At 57.2% G+C, this 23,677-nt stretch carries 18 protein-coding genes; 7 read left to right on the forward strand and 11 right to left on the reverse strand.

Going from position 1 to position 23,677, the window contains the following annotated elements; all coding sequences use genetic code 11:
- Positions 1 to 156 precede the first annotated feature (156 nt).
- Positions 157 to 1,146 (forward strand): aminopeptidase, encoded by a 990-nt coding sequence (locus G6041_RS11895; protein ID WP_012123929.1) that lies wholly within the window; start codon positions 157 to 159, stop codon positions 1,144 to 1,146.
- Positions 1,147 to 1,177: 31 nt separating this feature from the next.
- Here G6041_RS11895 and cysH read toward each other — a convergent pair whose 3' ends face one another.
- The 3 genes from cysH to cysJ form a co-directional block, all read right to left on the reverse strand.
- The gene (gene cysH, locus G6041_RS11900; RefSeq protein ID WP_004387915.1) at positions 1,178 to 1,912 is read right to left on the reverse strand and encodes a phosphoadenosine phosphosulfate reductase; all 735 of its coding nucleotides are present in this window, start codon (positions 1,910 to 1,912) and stop codon (positions 1,178 to 1,180) included.
- 157 nt (positions 1,913 to 2,069) lie between these two features.
- Positions 2,070 to 3,782: an assimilatory sulfite reductase (NADPH) hemoprotein subunit gene (gene cysI, locus G6041_RS11905; RefSeq protein WP_012123928.1), complete on the reverse strand. Its 1,713-nt coding sequence runs from the start codon at positions 3,780 to 3,782 to the stop codon at positions 2,070 to 2,072.
- Positions 3,782 to 5,584, reverse strand: coding sequence for an NADPH-dependent assimilatory sulfite reductase flavoprotein subunit (cysJ, locus tag G6041_RS11910; RefSeq protein ID WP_054628654.1), 1,803 nt, complete (start codon positions 5,582 to 5,584; stop codon positions 3,782 to 3,784). The genes cysI and cysJ overlap by 1 nt, the downstream gene beginning before the upstream one ends.
- Between cysJ and G6041_RS21585 the strand changes: the two genes are divergently transcribed.
- Both G6041_RS21585 and queD read left to right on the forward strand, forming a co-directional pair.
- Positions 5,583 to 5,708 carry a hypothetical protein gene (locus G6041_RS21585; RefSeq protein WP_007701306.1) on the forward strand — a complete coding sequence of 42 codons (126 nt, stop codon included), beginning with the start codon at positions 5,583 to 5,585 and terminating at the stop codon, positions 5,706 to 5,708. The two genes, cysJ and G6041_RS21585, sit on opposite strands and share 2 nt — an antisense overlap.
- 180 nt (positions 5,709 to 5,888) lie before the next feature.
- Entirely contained in the window at positions 5,889 to 6,251 is a 363-nt protein-coding gene (gene queD / locus G6041_RS11915) for a 6-carboxytetrahydropterin synthase QueD (RefSeq protein WP_004387911.1), read from the forward strand.
- A 314-nt stretch (positions 6,252 to 6,565) separates the two neighbouring features.
- On the opposite strand, the gene queE is transcribed toward queD, so the two are convergent.
- Positions 6,566 to 7,237 carry a 7-carboxy-7-deazaguanine synthase QueE gene (gene queE, locus G6041_RS11920; protein WP_004386873.1) on the reverse strand — a complete coding sequence of 224 codons (672 nt, stop codon included), beginning with the start codon at positions 7,235 to 7,237 and terminating at the stop codon, positions 6,566 to 6,568.
- A 198-nt stretch (positions 7,238 to 7,435) separates the two neighbouring features.
- Here queE and G6041_RS11925 point away from each other — a divergent pair, with 198 nt between their 5' ends.
- Complete coding sequence (locus G6041_RS11925) at positions 7,436 to 8,404, forward strand: TPM domain-containing protein (RefSeq protein WP_041460389.1); 969 nt, start codon at positions 7,436 to 7,438, stop codon at positions 8,402 to 8,404.
- Here the strand turns inward: G6041_RS11925 and G6041_RS11930 are convergent.
- Positions 8,390 to 9,079, reverse strand: coding sequence for an N-acetylmannosamine-6-phosphate 2-epimerase (locus tag G6041_RS11930; protein WP_012123925.1), 690 nt, complete (start codon positions 9,077 to 9,079; stop codon positions 8,390 to 8,392). The two genes, G6041_RS11925 and G6041_RS11930, sit on opposite strands and share 15 nt — an antisense overlap.
- 8 nt (positions 9,080 to 9,087) lie before the next feature.
- Positions 9,088 to 10,641 carry a PTS transporter subunit EIIC gene (locus G6041_RS11935; protein WP_012123924.1) on the reverse strand — a complete coding sequence of 518 codons (1,554 nt, stop codon included), beginning with the start codon at positions 10,639 to 10,641 and terminating at the stop codon, positions 9,088 to 9,090.
- A gap of 170 nt (positions 10,642 to 10,811) precedes the next feature.
- On the opposite strand from G6041_RS11935, the gene G6041_RS11940 reads away from it, so the two are divergent.
- Together G6041_RS11940 and G6041_RS11945 are read left to right on the forward strand one after the other, a co-directional pair.
- Positions 10,812 to 11,639 carry a MurR/RpiR family transcriptional regulator gene (locus G6041_RS11940; RefSeq protein ID WP_007894510.1) on the forward strand — a complete coding sequence of 276 codons (828 nt, stop codon included), beginning with the start codon at positions 10,812 to 10,814 and terminating at the stop codon, positions 11,637 to 11,639.
- Positions 11,640 to 11,961: 322 nt separating this feature from the next.
- Positions 11,962 to 13,071, forward strand: a complete 1,110-nt coding sequence (locus G6041_RS11945) for an SDR family oxidoreductase (RefSeq protein WP_012123922.1) — start codon at positions 11,962 to 11,964, stop codon at positions 13,069 to 13,071.
- 50 nt (positions 13,072 to 13,121) lie between these two features.
- On the opposite strand, the gene eno is transcribed toward G6041_RS11945, so the two are convergent.
- The 5 genes from eno to rlmD form a co-directional block, all read right to left on the reverse strand.
- Complete coding sequence (gene eno / locus G6041_RS11950) at positions 13,122 to 14,420, reverse strand: phosphopyruvate hydratase (RefSeq protein WP_012123920.1); 1,299 nt, start codon at positions 14,418 to 14,420, stop codon at positions 13,122 to 13,124.
- Between the two features lie 82 nt (positions 14,421 to 14,502).
- A complete protein-coding gene (gene pyrG, locus G6041_RS11955; RefSeq protein ID WP_012123919.1) occupies positions 14,503 to 16,140 on the reverse strand; it encodes a glutamine hydrolyzing CTP synthase in 1,638 nt (545 codons plus the stop codon).
- Between the two features lie 225 nt (positions 16,141 to 16,365).
- Positions 16,366 to 17,157: a nucleoside triphosphate pyrophosphohydrolase gene (mazG, locus tag G6041_RS11960; protein WP_012123917.1), complete on the reverse strand. Its 792-nt coding sequence runs from the start codon at positions 17,155 to 17,157 to the stop codon at positions 16,366 to 16,368.
- 100 nt (positions 17,158 to 17,257) lie between these two features.
- Complete coding sequence (relA, locus tag G6041_RS11965; protein WP_004386865.1) at positions 17,258 to 19,492, reverse strand: GTP diphosphokinase; 2,235 nt, start codon at positions 19,490 to 19,492, stop codon at positions 17,258 to 17,260.
- 51 nt (positions 19,493 to 19,543) lie between these two features.
- Complete coding sequence (gene rlmD, locus G6041_RS11970; RefSeq protein WP_084999301.1) at positions 19,544 to 20,842, reverse strand: 23S rRNA (uracil(1939)-C(5))-methyltransferase RlmD; 1,299 nt, start codon at positions 20,840 to 20,842, stop codon at positions 19,544 to 19,546.
- A 57-nt stretch (positions 20,843 to 20,899) separates the two neighbouring features.
- On the opposite strand from rlmD, the gene barA reads away from it, so the two are divergent.
- Positions 20,900 to 23,659, forward strand: coding sequence for a two-component sensor histidine kinase BarA (gene barA, locus G6041_RS11975; RefSeq protein ID WP_012123915.1), 2,760 nt, complete (start codon positions 20,900 to 20,902; stop codon positions 23,657 to 23,659).
- Positions 23,660 to 23,677: the final 18 nt, after the last annotated feature.

Consider the following 23,677-nt stretch of genomic DNA (forward strand, 5'->3'; position numbering starts at 1 on the left):
TCCACAAAGGAATAAGGCCGCAGAAATGCAAATATCAAAAAGTGCTTAAGCCGTGAAATTTCTGGCATTTAACGGTAAATCAAATTGTGTAACCGACGTCACAGTTTCATACTAAGCGCCATTAACTGGTCGCGCTTTTTTGAGTAAGGACGTTCTATGTTTTCCGCAGTGCGCCGCTGCACCCTGAGCCTGGCGCTGAGCGTATGCTTCACCCTGCCCGCTTTCTCGCACCCCCTTCATCCCGGCGATATCGCCAGTGAGCAAACCCGTCATATCGCGACGTTATTTCCAGGCCGCATGACCGGATCGCCCGCTGAGATGCTCGCTGCAGACTATCTGCGCCAGCAATTTGTGCGTCTCGGTTACCAGAGCGATATTCGCGCGTTTCACAGCCGCTATATCTACACCGCCGGAAACCATCGCACCAACTGGCAGAACGTGACCGGCAGCACTGTCATTGCCGCCCACGAAGGCACATCGCCGCAACAGATTATCGTGATGGCGCATTTTGATACCTATGCGCCGCAGAGCGACGCGGATGTCGATAACAACCTTGGCGGGCTGACGCTACAGGGCGTGGATGATAACGCGGCGGGCGTCGGCGTGATGCTGGAGCTGGCGGAGCGCCTGAAAGATGTGCCGACGCGTTACGGCGTACGCTTTATCGCCACCAGCGGTGAAGAAGAAGGCGGTATGGGCGCGGAGAACCTGCTTAAACGAATGAGCGCCATTGAGAAAAAACAGACGCTGCTGGTGATTAACCTCAGCCATCTGGTGGCGGGCGATAAACTCGCGTTTACCAGCGGTAAGCGTACGCCTGCCGCAGTGCGCCAGCTAACGCGCGACAGCGCGGTGAAGCTTGCGCGCCGTTTTGGCATTCCGGTCGCGGCAAACAGCGTGCTGCCTGAGGATAACGATGCCGCCGCGTTTGATAACGCGGGTATCCCGGTGCTGGCGATTGCCGCCGTCAATGACGCCACCCGCCATCGCGGGCGTCATGCGCTCGCGCCGGTGGCGCACAACGCCCGCGAGGATAGCCTGCAATATCTGGATCAGACGCTGCCGGGGCGTATCGACAAACGCTGTCGCGACGTGATGCGCGTACTGCTGCCGCTGGTGAAAACGCTGGCGAAAGCGGAGAAGTAAAAAAGCGCGCCTCAGGGCGCGCTTTTTTTTATTAGCCTTCGTGCAGGCCGCACTCACGTTTAAGGCCAAAGAAGCGGGTCTCTTCTTCCGCCATGCCGGGCTCCCATTTACGAGTGGTATGGGTATCGCCCACCGAGAGATAGCCTTCGTCCCACAGCGGGTGGTATTTCAGCCCGTGCTTCTGGAGATACTGATAAACAGTGCGGTTGTCCCAGTCGATAATCGGCAGGATTTTAAAGACGCCGCGCTGCACGCCCAGCACCGGCAGATTCGCGCGGCTGCCGGACTGATCGCGGCGCAGGCCCGCAAACCAGGTCTGCGCGTTAAGTTCTTTTAGCGCGCGGTTCATCGGCTCGACTTTATTGATGTCGTTGTATTTCTCAATCCCTTCAACGCCCTGCTCCCACAGCTTGCCGTAGCGCGCTTCCTGCCAGGCCGGGCTTTGCTCGGCGCGGTAGATTTTCAGGTTCAGGTTGAGCTTTTCGGTCAGCTCGTCGATAAAGCGGTAGGTTTCCGGGAAGAGATAGCCGGTATCGGTGAGGATCACCGGAATATCCGGGCGCTGCTGCGTGACCAGATGCAGGCAGACCGCCGCCTGGATGCCGAAGCTTGAGGAGAGCACAAACTCGCCCGGCAGGTTTTCCAGCGCCCAGCTGACGCGCGCCTCGGCGCTTAACGCCTCAAGCTGCGCGTTGGTGTCGGCCAGCGCCCCGGCACGGGCGTCTTTTTCCAGTGCGTTCAGCGCATGTAGATCGAGTACGGACATGTGAACCTCGCTTGCATGAATGTGATACCGGTGTGGCGGTGACGCGCCAGGCGCGCGCTGGCGGGTGCGCTACGCTTACCCGCCCTACGGAATGGCAGCCCGTTGTAGGGTGGATAAGCGCAGCGCATCCACCGTTACCGCCCACCGCGCTAACCGTTTATTCCCAGAAATCCCGCGCCGGGTCGAGCACCGGACGGATAATCCCGGCGCGCACCGTGAAATCGCCAAACCCTTCGCCCGGCTCGCGCTCCTGCGCCCAGCGGCCGACCAGCTCGTCGATATTATCGAGGATCTCCGATTCGGTAATGTTCTCACGATACATCCGCGGAATACGCGTACCGATGCGGTTGCCGCCAAGATGCAGGTTGTAGCGCCCCGGCGCTTTACCCACCAGGCCCAGCTCCGCCAGCATCGCGCGGCCACAGCCGTTCGGGCAGCCGGTCACGCGCAACACAATGTGCTCTTCCGCCAGGCCATGCTTCGCCATGATCCCGTCGACTTTATCGATAAACTGCGGCAGGAAACGCTCCGCTTCGGCCATCGCCAGCGGGCAGGTCGGGAAGGAGACGCACGCCATCGAGTTTTCGCGCTGCGGCGTCACGCCCGCCATCAGACCGTGGGCGCGGGCAATCTGTTCAATCTTCGCTTTGTCGCCTTCCGGCACGCCCGCCACGATCAGGTTCTGGTTGGCGGTCAGGCGGAAATCGCCTTTATGGATTCTGGCGATTTCCTTCAGGCCGGTTTTCAGCGGCTTGTCCGGGAAATCGAGAATACGACCGTTTTCGATAAACAGCGTCAGGTGCCATTTATCATCGATGCCTTTCACCCAGCCGATGCGATCGCCGCGGCCGGTAAATTCATACGGACGCACCGGCTCAAACGTCACGCCTGCGCGGCGCTCCACTTCCGCTTTAAAGACGTCAGGCCCGACGCGCTCCAGCGTATATTTGGTTTTGGCGTTTTTACGATCGGTACGATTGCCCCAGTCGCGCTGGGTCGTCACCACCGCTTCGGCCACCGCCAGGGTATGCTCCAGCGGAATGTAGCCAAACTCGGTCGCGGTGCGCGCGTAGGTTTTCTTGTTGCCGTGCTCAATAGAGAGCCCGCCGCCGACCAGCAGGTTAAAGCCTACCAGCTTGCCGTTTTCCGCAATGGCGACGAAGTTCATGTCGTTCGCGTGCAGATCGACATCGTTCTGCGGCGGCACCACGACGGTGGTTTTGAACTTACGCGGCAGATAGGTCGCGCCGAGGATCGGTTCTTCGTCGGTGGTCGCCACTTTCTCCTGATCGAGCCAGATCTCCGCGTAGGCGCGGGTGCGCGGCAGCAGATGCTCAGAGAGCTTCTTCGCCCACTCGTAAGCTTCGGCATGCAGTTGCGACTCGACCGGGTTTGACGTGCAGAGCACGTTACGGTTCATGTCGTTGGCGGTCGCCAGCGCGTCAAGGCCAACCGAGTGCAGCATCTGGTGCGCCGGCTTGACGTTTTTCTTCAGCAGACCGTGATACTGGAACGTCTGGCGGTTGGTCAGACGAATGCTGCCGTAAATCGTGTTTTCTTCGGCGAATTTATCGATGGCGAGCCACTGCTGCGGCGTCATGATGCCGCCCGGCAGACGGCAGCGCAGCATCATCGCGTGACGCGGCTCCAGCTTCTGGGCAGCACGCTCGGCGCGGATATCGCGGTCATCCTGCTGATACATGCCGTGAAAGCGGATCAGCAGAAAGTTGTCGCCATTAAACCCGCCGGTCAGCCCGTCATGTAAATCTTCGGCAATGGTGCCGCGCAGGAAGTTACTTTCACGCTTCATGCGTTCCGCATCGGAAAGTTTTCCTTCGACCACCAAAGGTCCTGGGTATTTTTCGCTCATCAGTAGACGTCTCGCTGGTAACGGCGCTCAACGCGCAGCTCACTTAAATATTCATCCGCCGCTTCGGCATCCATCCCGCCGTAAGCCGCAATCACTTCCAGTAACGCCTGCTCGACATCTTTCGCCATGCGATTAGCGTCGCCACAGACATAAAGGTGTGCGCCTTCCTGGAGCCAGCGCCACAGCTCCGCGCCCTGCTCGCGGATTTTATCTTGTACGTAAATTTTATGGTCCTGATCGCGTGACCAGGCAAGGTCGATGTGGGTCAACAGCCCTTCTTTGACATAGCGCTGCCATTCGACCTGGTAGAGGAAATCCTCTGTAAAGTGCGGGTTGCCGAAGAAGAGCCAGTTTTTACCGGTCGCGCCATCGGCTTCGCGCTGCTGCATAAAGGCGCGGAACGGCGCGATGCCGGTGCCGGGGCCAATCATAATGACGGGGGTTTCAGGCGTTGCCGGCAGGCGGAAGTTGTCGTTGTGCTCGATGAACACACGCACTTCGCTATCTTCTTCCAGACGATCGGCAAGGTAACTCGACGCCCCGCCCGCACGCACGCGGCCTTCGATGTCGAAACGCACCACGCCGACGGTAATGTGCACTTCGTTTTCGACTTCCGCCTGTGACGAAGCGATGGAATAGAGGCGCGGCGTAAGGGGGCGCAGCAGGCCGAGCAGTTGGTCGGCCTCAAGCTGGGCCGGTGCGAAGCGCACCATATCGACGATGGGCGTCCTGGCGGCATAGTCCTGCAGCTTCGCTTTATCACCCACCAGCGGCAGCAGCGCTTCACTGCGGGTCAGCGTCGCATAATTTTCAACGATAGCGGCGGTGTTCACCGTCAGCTCGAAATGCCATTGCAGCGCTTCGCTGAGCGGCAGCGTTTTCTCGCCCACCGTCACCGGCTCGTCGCCTTTCAGCCACAGCAGCTCAAGAAGTTCCTGCACCAGCGCCGGATCGTTCTGATACCAGACGCCGAGCGCGTCGCCCGGCTGATAGCGCAGGCCCGCATCGCCGAGATCGATTTCGATATGGCGCACGTCTTTTTCTGAATGACGACCGGTGATTTTCTGGTTCACCGAGAGCGTCGCGGTAAGCGGCGATTCTTTGGTATAGGGAGTCGAATCGACCAGATTGACCGCGCCGCTGGCGGTGATCGCCGCCTGGGACGGCGCTTCTTTCGGTACGCGCGCTTTCAGGACATCTACCACGCGCTGACGCCACGCCTGAGCGGCCGCCTGATATTCGACATCGGCATCCACGCGATCCAGCAGGCGCTCGGCACCGAGTTCCGCAAGACGGGTATCGAAATCTTTACCGGCCTGGCAGAAGTGTTCATAAGAGGTGTCGCCAAGGCCAAAGACGGCGAAAGCCGTGCCATCAAGCTTCGGCGCTTTTTTCGATAGCAGGAATTTGTGCAGCGCGACGGCTTCTTCCGGCGGATCGCCTTCGCCCTGGGTTGAGGCCACGACGATAAGCAGTTTTTCCTGGGCAATTTGTTTGAATTTATAGTCGCCCGCGTTTACCAGATTCACATTGAGCTGCGCCGCCAGCAGATCGTCGCGCAGCGCTTCCGCCACGCGGCGCGCGTTGCCTGTCTGGGAAGCGGAAATCAGCGTAATCACCGACGCCGGCGCCGCGGGCTTTTGCATCACCGCTGCACCTGGCTGTTGGTTTACCATTCCCCAGAAATAGCCCGAAAGCCAGGCGAGCTGCGTGGGGGTGAAATCATGAGTCGCCGTCTGAAGGCGAGCCAGCTGCTCCGGGCTGAGCGGGAGCAAAGCGTTCGGTGGGGCCTGAGTCGTCATGCGTCGTTATGTTCCAGTAGCAAAGCTGTTTTTTATTGCAAAAACAGAAGAGAAAGTAAGGGTAACGGCGGCAAGAATAACAATTAAAGAAGGGATGGAAATAATAAATAACCAAATGGACTAACCAGTTTTACCAATAAGCATAAGCGTAAAAACAGGTTAACCAACCAATTGAAATTAATGGTTATTTTTTTAAATAGCGATGCGTTTTGTGCGCTTATCGTTTATGAGGGTTTTAGTTAATGCTAAAAACGGTCAATTCCGGTACTATGCGGCGGTTTTTTAGCAAGACTGAGACTGCGTTATGCCTACCACCCTGTTTAAAGATTTTATCTTCGAAGCCGCTCACCGACTCCCCCATGTCCCCGAAGGCCACAAGTGCGGTCGTCTGCACGGACACTCTTTTATGGTGCGCCTGGAGATAACGGGCGAGGTAGACCCTCATACCGGCTGGATTATCGATTTCGCCGAGCTGAAAGCGGCGTTTAAACCAATTTACGATAGCCTGGATCACTATTATCTGAACGATATTCCGGGCCTTGAAAACCCGACCAGCGAAGTGCTGGCGCGCTGGATCTGGGATCAGATGAAACCCCGCCTGCCGCTGCTGAGCGCGGTGATGATTAAAGAGACCTGCACCGCCGGTTGCGTCTATCGCGGCGAATAAGGTTCTTTCGGTGTGAGTGGATTTTGATGGCGGGTGCGCGTTCTGATGGCGGGTGCGCTGTGCTTACCCGCCCTACTCACAGAACATCGTTAAATGTATGTAGGGTGGGTAAGCGAAGTTCTGCTGCGGGTGCGCTGCGCTTACCCGCCCTACAACACAAACGCCCTGGAATTCTCGTAGGGTGGGTAAGCGCAGCGCACCCGCCCTACAGTACCGAAGCAATGGCATTCTCGTAGGGTGGGTAAGCGCAGCGCACCCACCGCTCACATGCCACACACAAAAAAAAAGAGGGGCTTCATGCCCCTCTTTTTTGTTTATGCGATATTCAGATACTTATGCGTCTGCATCGACAGCCGCCAGTTGCGGGCGATACAGGTTTCAATGCACAAGCGGGTCGCATCTTCTTTCTGGCTAATCGGCTGCAGCGCGATCACCCGCTGTCTTTCGTCATGCAGACGCGCCAGCAGTTCATCCAGCGCCTCGATATCACGCATACGCCCCACCGGGTGCTTGATCTCATCGGCGCGCATCAGCGCCTGATCCAGCACCTCGTAACCGCCGCGCATATTTACTTTTGGCGAAACCGTCACCCAGGTGCCCGTGGTACAGCGCACTTCATGGGTGCCGCTGGTTTCAATCTGACAGCTATAACCGTGCGCTTCCAGAAGCTCCGTTAAGGGCAGCAGGTCGTGGATACACGGCTCACCGCCGGTGATCACCACATGGCGCGCGGTATAAGCCTGGCGCTCAATGGCCGCCAGCAGATCTTCCGGGCTCGCCGCGCCCCATTTATCGCTCTCTTTGGTTTTCGCGATAATGCTGAAAAGCGACACTTCCCGATCGGCGAGCGTCTCCCAGGTGTGTTTGGTGTCGCACCAGGCACAACCTACGGGGCATCCCTGCAGACGAATAAAAATGGCGGGCACGCCGGTAAAATAACCCTCGCCCTGCAGGGTCTGAAACATCTCATTAATCGGGTACTGCATGATTCACTCAGTTGATGACTAAAACGGTAATTATTACAGATAACCGTCGGACTGGCATGTGCCATTTGCGCTATCCGGGCCACCGCTGCCAGGCCCGATAAGAACTCCCCCCGAATTCCAGGGCATTGGCAGGCCTGTAAATCGGCAGTTACTATGGCGCGGGACGGCCAGCCGGATAACAAGGACAAGGCGAGAGTTATGGTACGCATATTAACGTCATTCATTCTGACGGTAGCGCTGACGTTAGTGAGCGTAAGCGCGCTGGCGCAGCCCCTCGACGTACCGCCGATGCGTGGTGTTATCAACGATCCCGCCGATCTGCTGAGCGGGCAGGAATACGCGGCCTTGCTTGACGACGTATCGGCAATTAATACCCGCACCCACGCGCAAACAGCGATTCTGGTGTTACCGGAATTAAAAGGCGACAACCTGGAGCGTTTTGCGACGCGTACCTTTAATAGCTGGCGGCTCGGCAATGCGCAGCGCAACGATGGCGTGCTGATTCTGGTCGCCTGGCACGATCGCCTGATGCGTATCGAAACGGGGCGCGGGCTGCAGAAGACGATTCCGGATGAACAGGCGAGCCGGGTAATCAAAGAACAGATGCTGCCCTGGTTCAGGGCAGGCGATCTCACCGCGGGCCTGCGTCATGGGCTGACCGGTATCGACGCGCTGCTCAGCCATCAGCCGCTGCCGCCTGCGACATCGCCCACGTGGGTACAGTCGTGGCTTAAGCCGTTGCTGCTGAATTTCTCTTACTGGCTGGCGCTGCCTGTTCTCGCCATCGTATTGTTTGCCTTAATCATGCTGCGCAAAAAGAAAACGCTGGTGACACTCTTTTTCGGCACCTCCTGCCTGCTGACGCCCGCGCTTGCCATCACCAGCAACTTTTTCCCGTGGGTGGAGCCCTTTCTCTGGCTGAGCTTTACCGTGCCCTTTTTGCTGATGATCCTGGCGCTGATCGTGGTGTTTGCCTTCCCGAATTATCGGCTCAGCGCGGCAGGTAACGGCTCATCATCTGGCGATACCTCCGCCGCCTGGCTTGCGACCAGCCACCTTCACTCGTCCTCAGGCGGCGACAGCGCCAGCCATCACAGCAGCCACCACAGCGTCAGCTCAGGCGATGGCGGCTCAAGTGACGGCGGCGGCTCATCAGACAACTGGTGAGCGCAGCGCGTCGGCGAAGCGGCGAGTAATTTGTTGCGGGCGCGTAATCGCGCCGCCCACCACCACCGTGTGCGCGCCGAGCGCCAGGCAGCGCGCCGCGCCCTCCGGGGTGTCCACATTCCCTTCGGCAATAACCGGGACCGTCACCGCCGCCAGCACGGCTTTTAGCTGCGCGAAATCGTCTTCTGGCAGACGATGCCCCTGGGTGTTCGCCGTATAGCCATAAAGCGTGGTACCCACGCAGTCGAAACCGAGCGCTTCAGCCGTCACGGCCTCTTCAACGCTTGAGACATCCGCCATCAGCAGTACATCAGGCCAGGTATGGCGGATCTTCCCGACGAACTGTTCGAGCGTTTCGCCGCCAGGGCGCGGGCGTGCGGTGGCATCCAGCGCGATCATCTCAGGCGCCGCTTCCATCAGCTCGCTGACTTCGCGCATCGTCGCGGTGATAAACACGTCGCTTGCGGGATAATCCCGTTTGATGATGCCGATGACCGGCAGCGCCACCTGTTCTTTTATCGCGATGATATCGGCCACGCTGTTGGCGCGGATCCCCGCCGCCCCGCCCTGCGCGGCGGCCAGCGCCATCCTCCCCATAATAAACGGGCTGTGCAGCGGTTCGTTTTCCAGGGCCTGGCAGGAGACCACCAGCTTTCCTTTAATCTGCTCTAACATCGTTGACCTCAGCTTAATAGCTCTTCGACTTCGTTCTTAATAATCGTGACATGCGGGCCGTAGATGACCTGCACGCCATTGCCGCGAAGGATCACGCCGCGCGCGCCGGTCGCCTTCAGCGCGGCCTCATCGACTTTGGTTCCATCGTTCACGGTGACGCGCAACCGCGTGGCGCAGCAGTCGACCTCCTGAAGGTTTTCCCGCCCGCCGAGCCCGGCCACGACGGCCTGCGCCCGCTCGCTGTCTTTTATCGCCACGCTGTCCTGGGTTTCTTTCTCCCGGCCGGGTGTGGCGAAATCGAAACGTGTAATGAGGAAACGGAACGTGAAGTAATAGAGGAAAAACCATGGCACGCCGACCAGCGGCACCATCAGCCAGTGCGTTTTCGCCTCGCCCTGCAACACCCCAAAGAGAATGAAATCGATAAAACCGCCTGAGAATGTCTGGCCGATAGTAATGTGCAGAATGTGCGCCAGCATAAAAGCCAGCCCGTCGAAGAAGGCGTGGATGACATACAGCACGGGCGCGACAAACAGGAAGGAGAACTCAATCGGCTCGGTGATGCCGGTGAGGAATGAAGTCAGCGCCGCAGAAAGCAGCAGACCGGCGACGCGCTTTTTATTCTCTGGCTTCGCGGTGTGGTACATCGCAAGGCACGCGCCGATCAGACCAAACATCATGGTAATGAAGCGCCCGGACATAAACCGCGATGTGCCGATATAAAACTGCTGCGTGGTCGGGTCTGCGAGCTGCGCGAAGAAAATACGCTGCGTGCCTTCCACCAGCTGGCCGTTGACGATTTCGCTGCCGCCGAGCGCCGTCGTCCAGAAAGGCAGATAGAAGATATGATGCAGGCCGAACGGGCCAAGCATACGCAGGATAAAACCATACAGCAGCGTGCCGACATAACCGGTCGCCTCAACCAGCCCGCCAAGCCCGAAAATCAGCTTCTGAAAATGTGGCCAGACGACGGTCATCGCCGCGCCGACCACAATCGCCGCCAGCGCGCTGATGATAGGTACAAACCGCGATCCGCCAAAAAAGCCCAGAAACTGCGGCAGCGCGATTTTATTAAACCGCTGATGCAGCGCGCAGGTCACAAGGCCAATCACCACGCCGCCGAAAACGCCGGTTTCCAGCGTCTGGATCCCGAGCACCATTCCCTGGCCGACCGCGCCAGGATTGCTCTGCGCGAGCTGGCCGGTCAAAGTCAGCAGCGTATTGATGGTGGCGTTCATCACCAGAAACGCCAGTAACGCGGCAAGACCGGCCGTGCCTTTATCGGTACGCGCGAGCCCCACCGCCACGCCAACGGCAAACAGCACCGAAAGATTCGCAAAGACGATCGCCCCGGCGCTGCTCATGATCGTGAAAATCGCCTGCAGCCAGCCGACATCGAGAAAAGGATACGCCGTGAGCGTGTTGGGATTAGAGAGCGCGCCACCCACGCCAAGCAACAAGCCCGCCGCCGGTAACACGGCAATCGGCAACATAAACGACTTACCAAACCGCTGCGCCTTTTCAAACCAGCGCCCTGACGATGTTCCGCTGAAAAATGCCATGGTGAATCCCCCGCCGTGATGTTGATGAAAATATTTATCACAATAAAAATATATTGTGAAAATTATCACCAATAATAGCGAAGCCGATCATACTTTTTTAAAATGGCTGGCATTGTTGGCGGGCTTTCCCGCACACTCATCGGCAGTCGTCGGTGCTTCAGGATCCTGTTATGTCTGACCATGAAAATTTACTGCTTAAGCTGCGCCAGGCGCTGTCAGGGTTTAGCCCCACACAGCGCAAACTCGGGGACTATGTGCTGAGCGACCCGGCGCGCGTGCTTTATCTCACTATCACCGAACTCGCCCGCGAGAGTGACACCAGTGAAGCCAGCGTGACGCGGCTCTGCCGCGCGCTCGGGTGCAAAGGCTATACCGAATTTAAAATGGCGCTGGCGCTGGATGTTCAGCGCGGGCAGGCACCGCGCGCGCAGAGCGGCGATGCGCTGGACGCGCTGGTGGAGGAATCGGTGCAGGCGCTGCGTGATACCGCGCAACTGCTGGATCGCGCCGTGCTGGAACAGGCCGCGCAGGCGCTGCATCAGGCGCGGTCGGTGCAGATTTACGGCGTCGCGGCGAGCGCCATTATTGGCGAATATTTGCATTACAAGCTGCTGCGCCTTGGCAAAGCGGCGCATCTGTTTAGCGATATGCACCGCGCATCGATGAACGCAACTACGCTTGGCGAAACCGATCTGGTGGTCGCCATTTCCAGCTCGGGCTCCACGCGCGACCTGCTGCATGCCGTGACGCTCGCGCGTAAGGCGGGCGCGCCGGTGCTTACGCTCAGTAATACGCCGCGCAGCCCGCTGGCATCACTAAGCAATATGCTGCTTGTCGCGGCCAAACCGGAAGGCCCGCTGAATGCGGGTGCGCTGAACGCGAAAGTAGGTGCAATGCTGCTGGTGGAATTATTAACAGCAGGGCTGATAGCGACGGATAGCCATTACCGTGAAATCAGCCAACAAACCGCCAGCGCCACGCTGCCGTTATTGCTGTAATAAAAAGCCGTTGCAAGATGCGAATAATCTGCAACGGCTTTTTTAAACCTGCAATAATGTAACCAGACGTAATTTCCGTGGGATTTTTCGGTTTAATACTATTTTCTGGTAGCCTAATAAAATCACATAAATTCAATAAGATAAATATTTTTATTATAGCGAAAGGATTTTTCTCATCATTACGATGTCATAGAAAAATGCCTCATGCGACTTTCCTTAAAATAACCTTAATTTTCCTCTTTTTCCGCCTCGTTGTTATTTAAACGCCGTTTACTTTTCTGCTCCTACAATCCGCCCAATTAACCCAGGTGGAATAACAGAAATGAAGACTTTATTAATAACGGGCGTAACGGGTTTTCTGGGCGGTGCAGTATTAGAAAAAATTCTTCAGCGCACTGAAAAGATCAATTTATTGCTGCTGGTGCGTGCGCAGAACAGCGAAGCCGGACTGGTGCGCGTGCTCAGCAATATGCGCAAGTTCAACCTCAGCGAGGCACAGCTTGCGATGCTGAACACCACGCAAGTTTTATGCGGTGATTTAGGCGAGCCGGAGAGTTTCCTGCACGATACCCGCCTTGATAGCGTCACGCATGTCATTAACTGCGCGGCCGTGGCGTCGTTTGGCAACAATCCGCTTATCTGGAAAGTGAATGTTGAAGGAACCCTGGCGTTCGCCCGCCGTATGGCTGAGGTGGCAGGTTTGCAGCGCTTTCTGCATGTGGGCACGGCGATGTCCTGTACGCCTGAGCCGCATTCACTGGTGCCTGAAAGCACCGAGTTTCGTGAAAACGCCGAGCACCTGGTGACCTATACGCATTCGAAATCGACAATTGAACAGCTGATGCGCCAGCACTGTCCGCAACTGCCGCTGGTGATCGCCCGCCCTTCTATCGTGGTTGGCCATACCCATCACGGCTGCCAGCCTTCGACCAGTATTTTCTGGGTCTTCAGCATGGGGCTGATGCTTCAGAAATTTATGTGCTCGCTGGAAGACCGCGTGGATGTGATCCCGGTAGATTATTGCGCCGCGGCGTTGCTGCTGTTGCTTGATAAAGATATCGCGCAAGGCGAAGTGGTGCATATTTCTGCCGGCGAAGAGAACAGCGTGCGTTTCGCTGACATTGATATCGCTATGGCGAAGGCCCAGGAAAAAGCGCCTATCGCGGATAACTATGCGCAGGTGAGTTATGAAACGTTAGTGAAAATGCGCCGTGAGCTGAAAACAATTTTCGGGCCGTGCAATGAGCGTCTGATGCTGAAAGCGATGCGTTTATATGGCGCGTTCGCCACGCTGAACGTGCGTTTCTCTAATGATAAGCTGCTGAAGCTCGGTATGCCGAAACCGCCGCGCTTTACCGACTATATTGCGCGCTGTGTGCAGACCACGAACGGGTTGACCATTCCGCAGCAAATGGAAGTCGATTTTAAGTAAAAAAAATGCCAGTCAATCGACTGGCATTTTCACAGAGAAAGGTCGGGCGATTATGCCTGGCCTTTGATCTCTCTACGGCCGTTGTACGGTGCTTTTTCGCCCAGCGCTTCTTCGATACGAATCAGCTGGTTGTATTTAGCAACGCGGTCAGAACGGCTCATGGAACCGGTTTTGATCTGGCCTGCCGCAGTACCTACCGCCAGGTCAGCGATGGTTGCGTCTTCGGTTTCGCCAGAACGGTGAGAGATGACAGCGGTGTAGCCAGCGTCTTTCGCCATTTTGATCGCAGCCAGAGTTTCGGTCAGAGAACCGATCTGGTTGAATTTGATCAGGATGGAGTTAGCGATGCCTTTCTCGATGCCTTCTTTCAGGATTTTGGTGTTGGTAACGAACAGGTCGTCGCCCACCAGCTGGATTTTGTCGCCCAGCACTTTGGTCTGGTATGCAAAACCGTCCCAGTCAGACTCGTCCAGACCGTCTTCGATGGAAACGATCGGGTACTGTTTGGTCAGGTCTTCCAGGAAGTGGGTGAACTCTTCAGAGGTGAACGCTTTGTTGCCTTCGCCCGCCAGAACGTATTTACCGTCTTTGTAGAATTCAGACGCTGCGCAGTCCATCGCCAGGGTGATGTCTTTGCCCAGTTCGTAGCCTGCTGCTTTTACCGCTTCAGCGATAACAGCCAGAGCTTCGGCGTTAGAACCCAGGTTCGGCGCGTAGCCGCCTTCGTCACCCACAGCGGTGTTCATGCCTTTGCCTTTCAGCACTTTCGCCAAGTGATGGAAAACTTCAGAACCCATACGGATGGCTTCTTTAACGCTGGAAGCGCCAACCGGCTGGATCATGAATTCCTGGATATCAACGTTGTTGTCAGCGTGCTCGCCGCCGTTGATGATGTTCATCATCGGAACCGGCATAGAGAATTTGCCCGGAGTGCCGTTCAGTTCAGCGATGTGCTCGTACAGCGGCATGCCTTTGGAAGCAGCAGCAGCTTTAGCGTTAGCCAGAGAAACGGCCAGAATGGCGTTTGCACCGAAGTTAGATTTGTTTTCAGTACCGTCCAGATCGATCATGATCTTGTCGATACCAGCCTGATCTTTAGCATCTTTGCCAACGATAGCCTGAGCGATCGGGCCGTTAACCGCGCCAACCGCTTTGGTTACGCCTTTGCCCAGGAAACGGGATTTGTCGCCATCGCGCAGTTCCAGCGCTTCGCGGGAACCAGTGGAAGCACCTGACGGGGCAGCAGCCATACCTACGAAACCGCCTTCCAGGTGAACTTCGGCTTCAACAGTCGGGTTACCACGGGAGTCGATGATTTCACGACCGATGACTTTAACGATTTTGGACATTAGATTTTCCTCAGTACAAGTTAAACTAAAACTCCAGACAAACAACGCGCGAAATCGTCGCGCGTTGCCGTTTTAACTCTGCTTACTTCGCCTGGCGTTTCTGGTACTCGCTGGCGGCTTTTACGAAGCCTGCAAACAGCGGATGCCCGTCGCGCGGTGTGGAAGTAAATTCCGGGTGGAACTGACAAGCGACAAACCACGGATGATTCGGCACTTCGATGATCTCGACCAACTGATCATCTCCGGAACGGCCCGCAACGCGCAGGCCAGCTGCTTCAATCGGTTTCAACAACATGTTGTTGACTTCATAACGGTGACGGTGACGTTCTGTAATCACTGGCTCGCCGTACAGCTTGCGCACCAGGCTGTCATCGGACAACTGGCACTGCTGCGCGCCCAGACGCATTGTCCCGCCGAGATCGCTCTTCTCACTACGCGTCTCGACATTACCGTTTTCATCACGCCACTCGGTGATGAGCGCCACGACAGGGTACTTACAGTCTGGCACAAATTCCGTGGAGTTGGCGTTCTCCATGCCCGCAACATTGCGTGCATATTCAATCATCGCAACCTGCATACCGAGGCAGATGCCGAGGTAAGGAATGTTGTTTTCACGGGCGTAGCGCGCGGTGGCGATTTTGCCTTCCACGCCGCGATAACCGAAGCCGCCAGGGATAAGGATCGCATCCAGACCTTTCAGCAGTTCTTCGCCGCGGGTTTCTACGTCCTGCGAATCGATAAGCTTGATATTGACGGTCACGCGGTTCTTCAGGCCACCGTGTTTCAGCGCCTCGATAACCGATTTATAGGCGTCCGGCAGTTCAATGTATTTGCCGACCATACCGATAGTGACTTCGCCCACCGGATTCGCTTCTTCATAAATAACCTGTTCCCATTCAGACAGGTTAGCTTCCGGGCAGTTCAGGCTGAATCGTTTACAAATATAATCGTCCAGCCCCTGCGATTTCAACAGGCCCGGAATTTTATAAATGGAATCGACGTCTTTCAGAGAAATGACCGCTTTTTCCGGAACGTTACAGAACAAAGCGATTTTGGCGCGTTCGTTAGCCGGAACCGCGCGATCGGAACGGCAAATCAGCACATCCGGCTGAATACCGATAGACAGCAGTTCTTTAACGGAGTGCTGGGTCGGTTTGGTTTTCACCTCACCTGCCGCCGCCATGTATGGCACCAGCGTCAGGTGCATGAACATCGTGTGTTCGCGACCCACTTCAACCGCCATCTGACGAATGGCTTCAAGGAACGGCAGGGATTCGATATCGCCTACGGTGCCGCCGATTTCGACCAGCACGACGTCATGGCCTTCGCCGCCCGCCAGAATGCGTTCTTTGATAGCGTTGGTGATGTGCGGAATAACCTGAACGGTCGCGCCCAGATAGTCGCCACGGCGCTCTTTGCGCAAAACTTCAGAGTAGATACGGCCTGTCGTGAAGTTGTTGCGGCGCGTCATGCGGGTGCGGATAAAACGCTCGTAGTGCCCCAGGTCCAGATCGGTTTCAGCGCCGTCTTCAGTAACGAACACTTCCCCGTGCTGGATTGGACTCATGGTGCCAGGATCGACGTTGATATACGGATCCAGTTTCATGATGGTCACGTTAAGGCCACGGGCTTCAAGAATGGCTGCGAGGGAGGCTGCGGCAATGCCTTTACCCAGAGAGGAAACGACCCCGCCGGTCACAAAAATATAGTTCGTTGTCATGCTGAACCTGAGAAGTTAGGTTTAAAGACGATGGAATAACCAGGACGGGAAAGTAGTATACCCGAACAGGACGGGGCTCACAAACTTTCATTCTGCACGAATACCCGCTGGCCTCGCCAGACCCAAGCCGGAAGAAAATAGCCCTTTTCTCAGAAATGTTTTTGACACAAATCAAGCGCTTGTTGGAAATAAGTGTTAACAACAGGCGCTTGATGCGAAAAAACGTTAACTATCAATTTCCTGGCGTTTAACACATTGCCAGGCCGCTTCCATTTGTTCGAGACTCGCCCGCTCCATTTCCACGCCCTGCGCGCGAATAATCGCCTCGACCTGGCGGAAACGGCGCTCAAACTTGCGGTTCGCTTTTTGCAGCGCAGTCTCCGCTTTCGCCCCCAGATGGCGGGAAAGATTGACGGTCGCGAACAGCAAATCGCCGATCTCTTCCTCGAGTTTCGCCTCATCGATAACCGCCTGCTGCGCTTCGTGCATCACTTCGTCTATCTCTTCATGCACTTTGTCGACCACCGGCCCAAGCGACGTCCAGTCAAAGCCAACCGCTGAACAGCGCTTCTGGATTTTCTGCGCACGCATCAGTGCAGGCAGGCTTTCCGGAATATCGTCCAGCGCGGAATGCTGTGCTTTTTCAGCGCGCTCGGCGCTTTTGGTTTTCTCCCAGTTGGCCAGCACCTCGGCGCTGTTGCCGAAATCCGCGTCGCCAAAGATATGCGGATGGCGGCGCTCAAGCTTATCGCTGATGGCGGCGCAAATGTCGTCGAAATTAAAACGCCCCTCTTCCTGCGCCATCTGGGCGTAAAACACCACCTGGAACAGCAGGTCACCCAGTTCGCCGCGCAGGTCGTCGAAATCCTCACGCGCAATGGCATCGAGCACTTCGTAGGTTTCTTCAAGGGTGTATGGGGCGATGGTCGCGAAGGTTTGCTCTTTATCCCACGGGCAGCCGTTTTGCGGGTCGCGCAGACGCTTCATAATGCCGAGCAGGCGGTCGATTTGAGTCATGGAAAATCCTTATAAAACAGGCGTGGCGATATCGCCACGCGCCTCACGCTGGAGGAAAAATAAAAGGCGGCGACGCCGTTACCGACTGCGCCGCCGCGCGTCAGCCGCCATGCAGGCGGCGCGCATCAATGACATCAGGCACCTGGTTGAGCTTACCCAGCACGCGCCCGAGAACCTGGAGGTTATAGATTTCGATTTCCATATCGATGGTCGCCAGCTGCTGACGGGTATCGCTGCGACTGGTGACGCCAAGCACATTGACCTTTTCGTTAGCGAGGATCGTCGTGATATCACGCAAAAGGCCACTGCGGTCGTTCGCCGTTACGCGCACAATGAGCGAATACCCTGCTGAATAGCTTTCGCCCCAGACGGCGTCAACGATACGCTCCGGCGCATGCGACTGAAGCTCCGCCAGCTGATCGCAGTCGGCGCGGTGGATGGAAATCCCGCGCCCCTGGGTGATAAAGCCGACAATATCGTCGCCAGGGATCGGCTGGCAGCAGCGGGCAATATGGTGCATCAGATTACCCACCCCTTCGACGACAACGCGGCCATTATCTCGTGTGTTTCTCCCCTGCGGCGTATAGGTTTTTTGCTGCAACTGGCGCAGCGCTGCGGCGTCCTGCTCTTCCGCGCTGGGCTTGTTGAACTGCGCCTGGAGGAAATTCACCATCTGGTTAAGGCGAATATCGCCGCCGCCAATCGCCGCCAGTAGCTCATCGACTTCATTAAAGTTGTAGCGTGGCAGCAGGTGTTTCTCGGCCTCTTTCAGGCTGATGCCGAGATGCGCCAGCTCGTCGTCGAGGATCTGGCGACCGGCGATGATGTTTTTATCGCGATCCTGTTTGCGGAACCAGGCGTGAATTTTCGCGCGCGCGCGGCTGGTGCCGACATAGCCGAGGTTCGGGTTCAGCCAGTCGCGGCTTGGGTTGGGCTGCTTCTGGGTGATGATTTCAATCTGATCGCCCATTTGCAGCTGGTAAGTAAACGGCACGATCCTGCCGCCGATTTTCGCGCCGATGCACCGGTGCCCGACATCGCTGTGTATGTGATAGGCAAAATCAAGCGGCGTGGAGCCTGCGGGCAGATCGACGACATCGCCTTTCGGGGTAAACACGTAAACGCGGTCGTCAAACACCTGGCTGCGCAGTTCGTCGAGCATCTCGCCGGAATCGGCCATCTCTTCCTGCCAGGCGATGAGTTTACGCAGCCAGGCGATACGGTCTTCGTGACCGTTACGCACGCCGCTTGCCGCGCCTTCTTTGTACTTCCAGTGCGCCGCCACGCCGAGTTCAGCGTCTTCGTGCATCTGTTTGGTGCGGATCTGAATTTCCACGGTTTTGCCGCCAGGGCCAAGCACCACGGTATGAATGGACTGGTAGCCGTTGGGTTTCGGGTTGGCGACATAATCATCGAACTCATCCGGCAGATGGCGATAGTGCGTGTGAACTATCCCGAGCGCGGCGTAGCAGTCCTGAAGGCGTTCCGCGACAATGCGCACGGCGCGCACGTCGAAGAGTTCATCAAACGCCAGATGCTTTTTCTGCATTTTGCGCCAGATGCTGTAGATATGTTTCGGACGCCCGTAAACCTCTGCCTTAACGCCCTCTTCTTTCATGGCGGTGCGCAGATGCGTCACAAACTCGTCAATATAGTGCTCGCGGTCGATGCGCCGCTCATGCAGCAGCTTTGCGATGCGCTTGTATTCTTCGGGGTGCAGATAGCGGAAGCAGAAATCCTCCAGCTCCCACTTGAGCTGGCCGATGCCAAGACGGTTCGCCAGCGGCGCATAGATGTTGGTGCACTCTTTCGCCGCCAGTACGCGTTCATCTTCCGGTGCGTCTTTGACTTCGCGCAGGTGCGCGATGCGCTCCGCAAGTTTTATCACCACGCAGCGGAAATCATCGACCATCGCCAGCAGCATGCGGCGTACGTTATCAACCTGTTCAGAAGAGACAGAGTCGTGATGCGTGGCTTTAAGCTGGCGAATGGCGGCCATATCGCGCACGCCGTGGATTAACCCGACGACAGATTTACCCACGCTCTCTTTGAGCACCTCTTCGCTAACCACGCCGCCATCCACCAGCGGGAAGAGCAGCGCGGCGCGCAGCGTGTCGATATCCATACTGAGCGTGGTGAGGATTTCGACCATCTCCACACCGCGCCAGAGCAGAAGATCCGCCTGAGGATGGCCCTGAGTCTGCTGCTCGCAATAGCGCCAGGTTTCGGTTAAGCGTTCACACGATGGCTGACTGGCGATGCCGAGGCTCGCCACCCATTTTTCATGGTCAAATTCGCCAGCTTTATTAAGATGTGCACTTCTTACCGCAACCATCGTCCTCTCCTTTCGGGACAGCCTGCCCGCACCGCGCGGTGGCCTGACTACTTAATCTCTTTCAAATAACGCCATCGATTCCAGATGGCCAGTGTGTGGAAACATATCCAGCATCGCCAGCCGTACCGTGCGATAGCCCGCCGCGAGCAACGTCTCACTGTCACGCATCAGCGTGGCAGGGTTACAGGAGACATAGACCACCCGACGCGGTTTTAATTTCACAATATGTTGCATCACGCCCGCCGCGCCCGCACGCGCGGGATCGAGCAGCACTTTGTCGAACCCTTGCTGCGCCCACGGCTGGCGGGTGACGTCTTCTTCCAGGTTATGCTGAAAGAAAGTGACATTTTTCAACGCGTTAAGCCCGGCATTATAGTCGCCTTTCTCCACCAGCGCCGCAACGCCCTCAACGCCCACCACGCTTTCCGCGCGCCGGGCCAGCGGCAGCGTAAAGTTACCCATGCCGCAGAAGAGATCCAGCACCCGCTCGCCGGGCTGAATCTCCAGCCATTCCAGCGCGCGGGCCACCATCTGCTGATTTACAGCATCGTTGACCTGAATAAAATCGCGCGGGCTGAAGGTAAGCCGCAGGCCGTCGGATTCATACCACGGCATCTCGCCATTAAGGTGCTCAAGGGTATCGCTCTGTGGCGCAAGGTACAGCGCCACGCCTTCGGAATGCGAAAAGCATTCCAGTTTTTCGCGATCGGCGGCGCTTAGCGGCTTGAGATGACGCACGACCATCAGCGGACCGCTGGTAACATCCACCAGTTCGACATGGCCAAGATGACGAACGCCATCAAGGCTGCTCAGGCAGTCGCGAAGTTTCGGCAGCAACGCCTCAAGACGGGGCACAAGCACAGGGCAGCGATGCACATCCACCAGATCGTTTGAGCCCGCCTTGCGAAAACCCATCTGTAAGCCTGGTTTGCGCGGCGTGAAATTCAAGCTCAGACGCGCCCGGCGGCGGTAGCCCCACGCAGGCCCGCTGATGACCTCATCGACCTCGCGCTTCATCATGCGGCACAGCGCCTGCGCCTTGCTGCGCTGCTGTAGCGCCACGCTGGCGTGCTGTTGCTGGCAGCCGCCGCATACGCCAAAATGCGGACACCGCGGCGTCTCGCGCTCGGGGCTTTCTGAAAGCCGCTTTTTAACATCGCCGCGGGCGAACTGTTTTTTGTCTTCGCTGAGCACCACTTCCGCGCGCTCGCCTGGCAGTAGACCAGCGATGAACAACGCCTTGCCGTGGTGGCGCGCCACGCCCTGCCCGAAGGCATCGAGGCCGTCGGTCGTCACGGTTATGATTTCACGCGTCGTCACGCGTCGCTTTGCAGAGTAGAATTGCGCCATCGCCAGGAAATTTCTCACATAAACTGAATGTCGCTGATTGTCCCATAACGGAACCCCATGACCAACTACAGCCTGCGGGCGCGGATGATGATTCTTATCCTGGCGCCCACCTTTATCATCGGCCTGCTGCTCAGCGTTTTCTTCGTTGTGCACCGCTATCATGATTTGCAGCGTCAGCTGGAAGACGCCGGTGCCAGTATTATCGAGCCGCTGGCGGTCGCCAGCGAATATGGCATGAGCCTGCAAAATAAGGAGTCGGTGCGCCAGCTGGTCAGCGTACTGCATCGTCGGCATTCAGAAATTGTACGCGCCATTTCGGTTTACGATCGGCACAATAAGCTGTTTGTCACCTCCAATTATCAGCTTGACCCTTCCGAACTGCAGCTTCCTGACGGCGCATCCATGCCGACCGGGCTTAGCGTGACGCGCCGCGACGACATGCTGATTTTGCGCACGCCCGTGGTTTCCGAGCGCTATTCACCTGATGAGTCTGAAATCTCTGAGGCCAAGCTCAGCACTAATCCGCTGGGCTATGTCGCGCTGGAGCTTGATTTGAAATCAGTGCGACTGCAGCAGTACCAGGAGATCGCGATTTCGCTGCTGATGATGCTGATTTGCATGGCCTGCGCGGTGCTGTTCGCCTGGCGTCTGATGCGCGACGTCACCGCGCCTATCCGCAATATGGTTAATACCGTCGACCGTATTCGCCGCGGCCAGCTCGACAGCCGTGTGGAAGGCTTTATGCTGGGCGAGCTGGATATGCTGAAAAACGGCATCAACTCGATGGCAATGTCGCTTGCCGCTTATCACGAAGAGATGCAGCACAATATCGACCAGGCGACGTCTGATCTTCGTGAAACGCTGGAGCAGATGGAAATTCAGAACGTCGAGCTGGATCTGGCGAAAAAACGCGCCCAGGAAGCGGCGCGCATCAAGTCTGAATTCCTTGCCAATATGTCTCACGAGCTGCGCACGCCGCTGAACGGCGTGATTGGCTTTACCCGCCTGACGCTGAAAACTGACCTCACGCCCACCCAACGCGATCATCTTAATACCATCGAGCGCTCGGCGAATAACCTGCTCAGCATTATCAATGACGTGCTGGATTTCTCGAAGCTTGAGGCAGGGAAACTGCTGCTGGAGAGCATTCCGTTCCCGCTGCGCAGTACGCTGGATGAAGTGGTCACGCTGCTCGCGCACTCCGCGCATGATAAAGGGCTGGAACTGACCATCAGCGTGCGCCACGACGTACCGGACAATGTCATTGGCGACCCGCTGCGTCTCCAGCAGGTGATTACGAATCTGGTGGGCAACGCGATTAAATTTACCGACCACGGCAATATTGACATCGTGGTTGAGAAGCGCGCCATCAGTAACAACAAGGTGCAGATCGAGGTGCAAATCCGCGATACCGGCATCGGCATTCCGGAGCGCGATCAGTCGCGTCTGTTCCAGGCGTTTCGCCAGGCCGACGCCAGCATTTCACGCCGCCACGGCGGTACCGGGCTTGGGCTGGTGATAACCCAGAAGCTGGTGAACGAAATGGGCGGCGATATCTCCTTCCACAGCCAACCGCATCGCGGCTCGACGTTCTGGTTCCATATCAGCCTTGATCTCAACCCGAACGCGCTGGTGGACCGCCACGCCACCGATATGCTGGCGGGAATGCGTCTGGCGTATGTTGAGAAAAACGAAGCCGCAGCGAAAAGCACGCGCGATCTGCTGGCCAATACGCCGCTCACGGTCGTCTACAGCCCCGATCTGGCGTCACTGCCGCAGGCACATTACGACATTTTGCTGTACGCCGCGCCCGTCACGGATCGCGAGCCGCTGTCGATGCGCCACGATCAGCTGGCCAGCGCGGCGACGCTCACCGATTGCCTGATCCTCGCCCTGCCGTGCCACGCGCAGATAAACGCCGAAATGCTGAAAAAAGAGGGGGCCAGCGCCTGCCTGCTGAAACCAGTGACCGCCACGCGATTAATGCCGCTGTTGCTGGAGCACTGCCGGCTCATTCACGCCCGTGAGCTGCCGGAAGGCGATCAAAGCCGGATGCCGATGACGGTGATGGCCGTGGACGATAACCCGGCCAACCTGAAGCTTATCGGCGCGCTGCTTGAAGATATGGTTCAGCATGTGGTGCTGTGCGAAAGCGGGCATCAGGCGGTGGAGCGCGCCATGCTGCAGCCGTTCGACATTATTCTGATGGATATCCAGATGCCGGACATGGACGGTATTCACGCCTGCGAGCTTATCCGTAAACTGCCGCAACAGCAGCATACGCCGATTATCGCGGTCACGGCGCATGCCATGTCGGGGCAGAAGGAAAAGCTGCTCAGCGCCGGGATGAACGACTATCTGGCGAAACCCATTGAAGAAGAGAAACTGCGCGCCATGCTGCTGCGTTATCAGCCCGGCTACGCCGTGCCGGTTGTGACAAGTGTACCCGCGATAGCGCCCCCCGCGGTGAAGGCTGACGCCACGCTCGACTGGAGTCTGGCCCTGCGACAGGCCGCCAATAAACCCGATCTGGCGCGCGATATGCTGCACATGCTGCTGGCGTTTTTACCGGAAGTTCGCAACCGCGTGGAAGAACAGCTGGTCGGTGAAAACCCGGAAGGGCTGACCGATCTTATCCATAAACTGCACGGGAGCTGCGGCTACAGCGGCGTGCCGCGTCTGAAAAACCTCTGTCAGTTGATTGAACAGCAGTTGCGCAGCGGCGTTCCCGCAAGCGACCTGGAGCCGGAGTTGCTGGAATTGCTGGATGAAATGGATAACGTGGCGCGTGAAGCGCAGCGGATCTCCGGGATATAAACCGCGTCGGCGCACAAA

The organism is Cronobacter sp. HA18003, from assembly GCF_011605905.1.
GTDB lineage: Bacteria > Pseudomonadota > Gammaproteobacteria > Enterobacterales > Enterobacteriaceae > Cronobacter > Cronobacter sakazakii.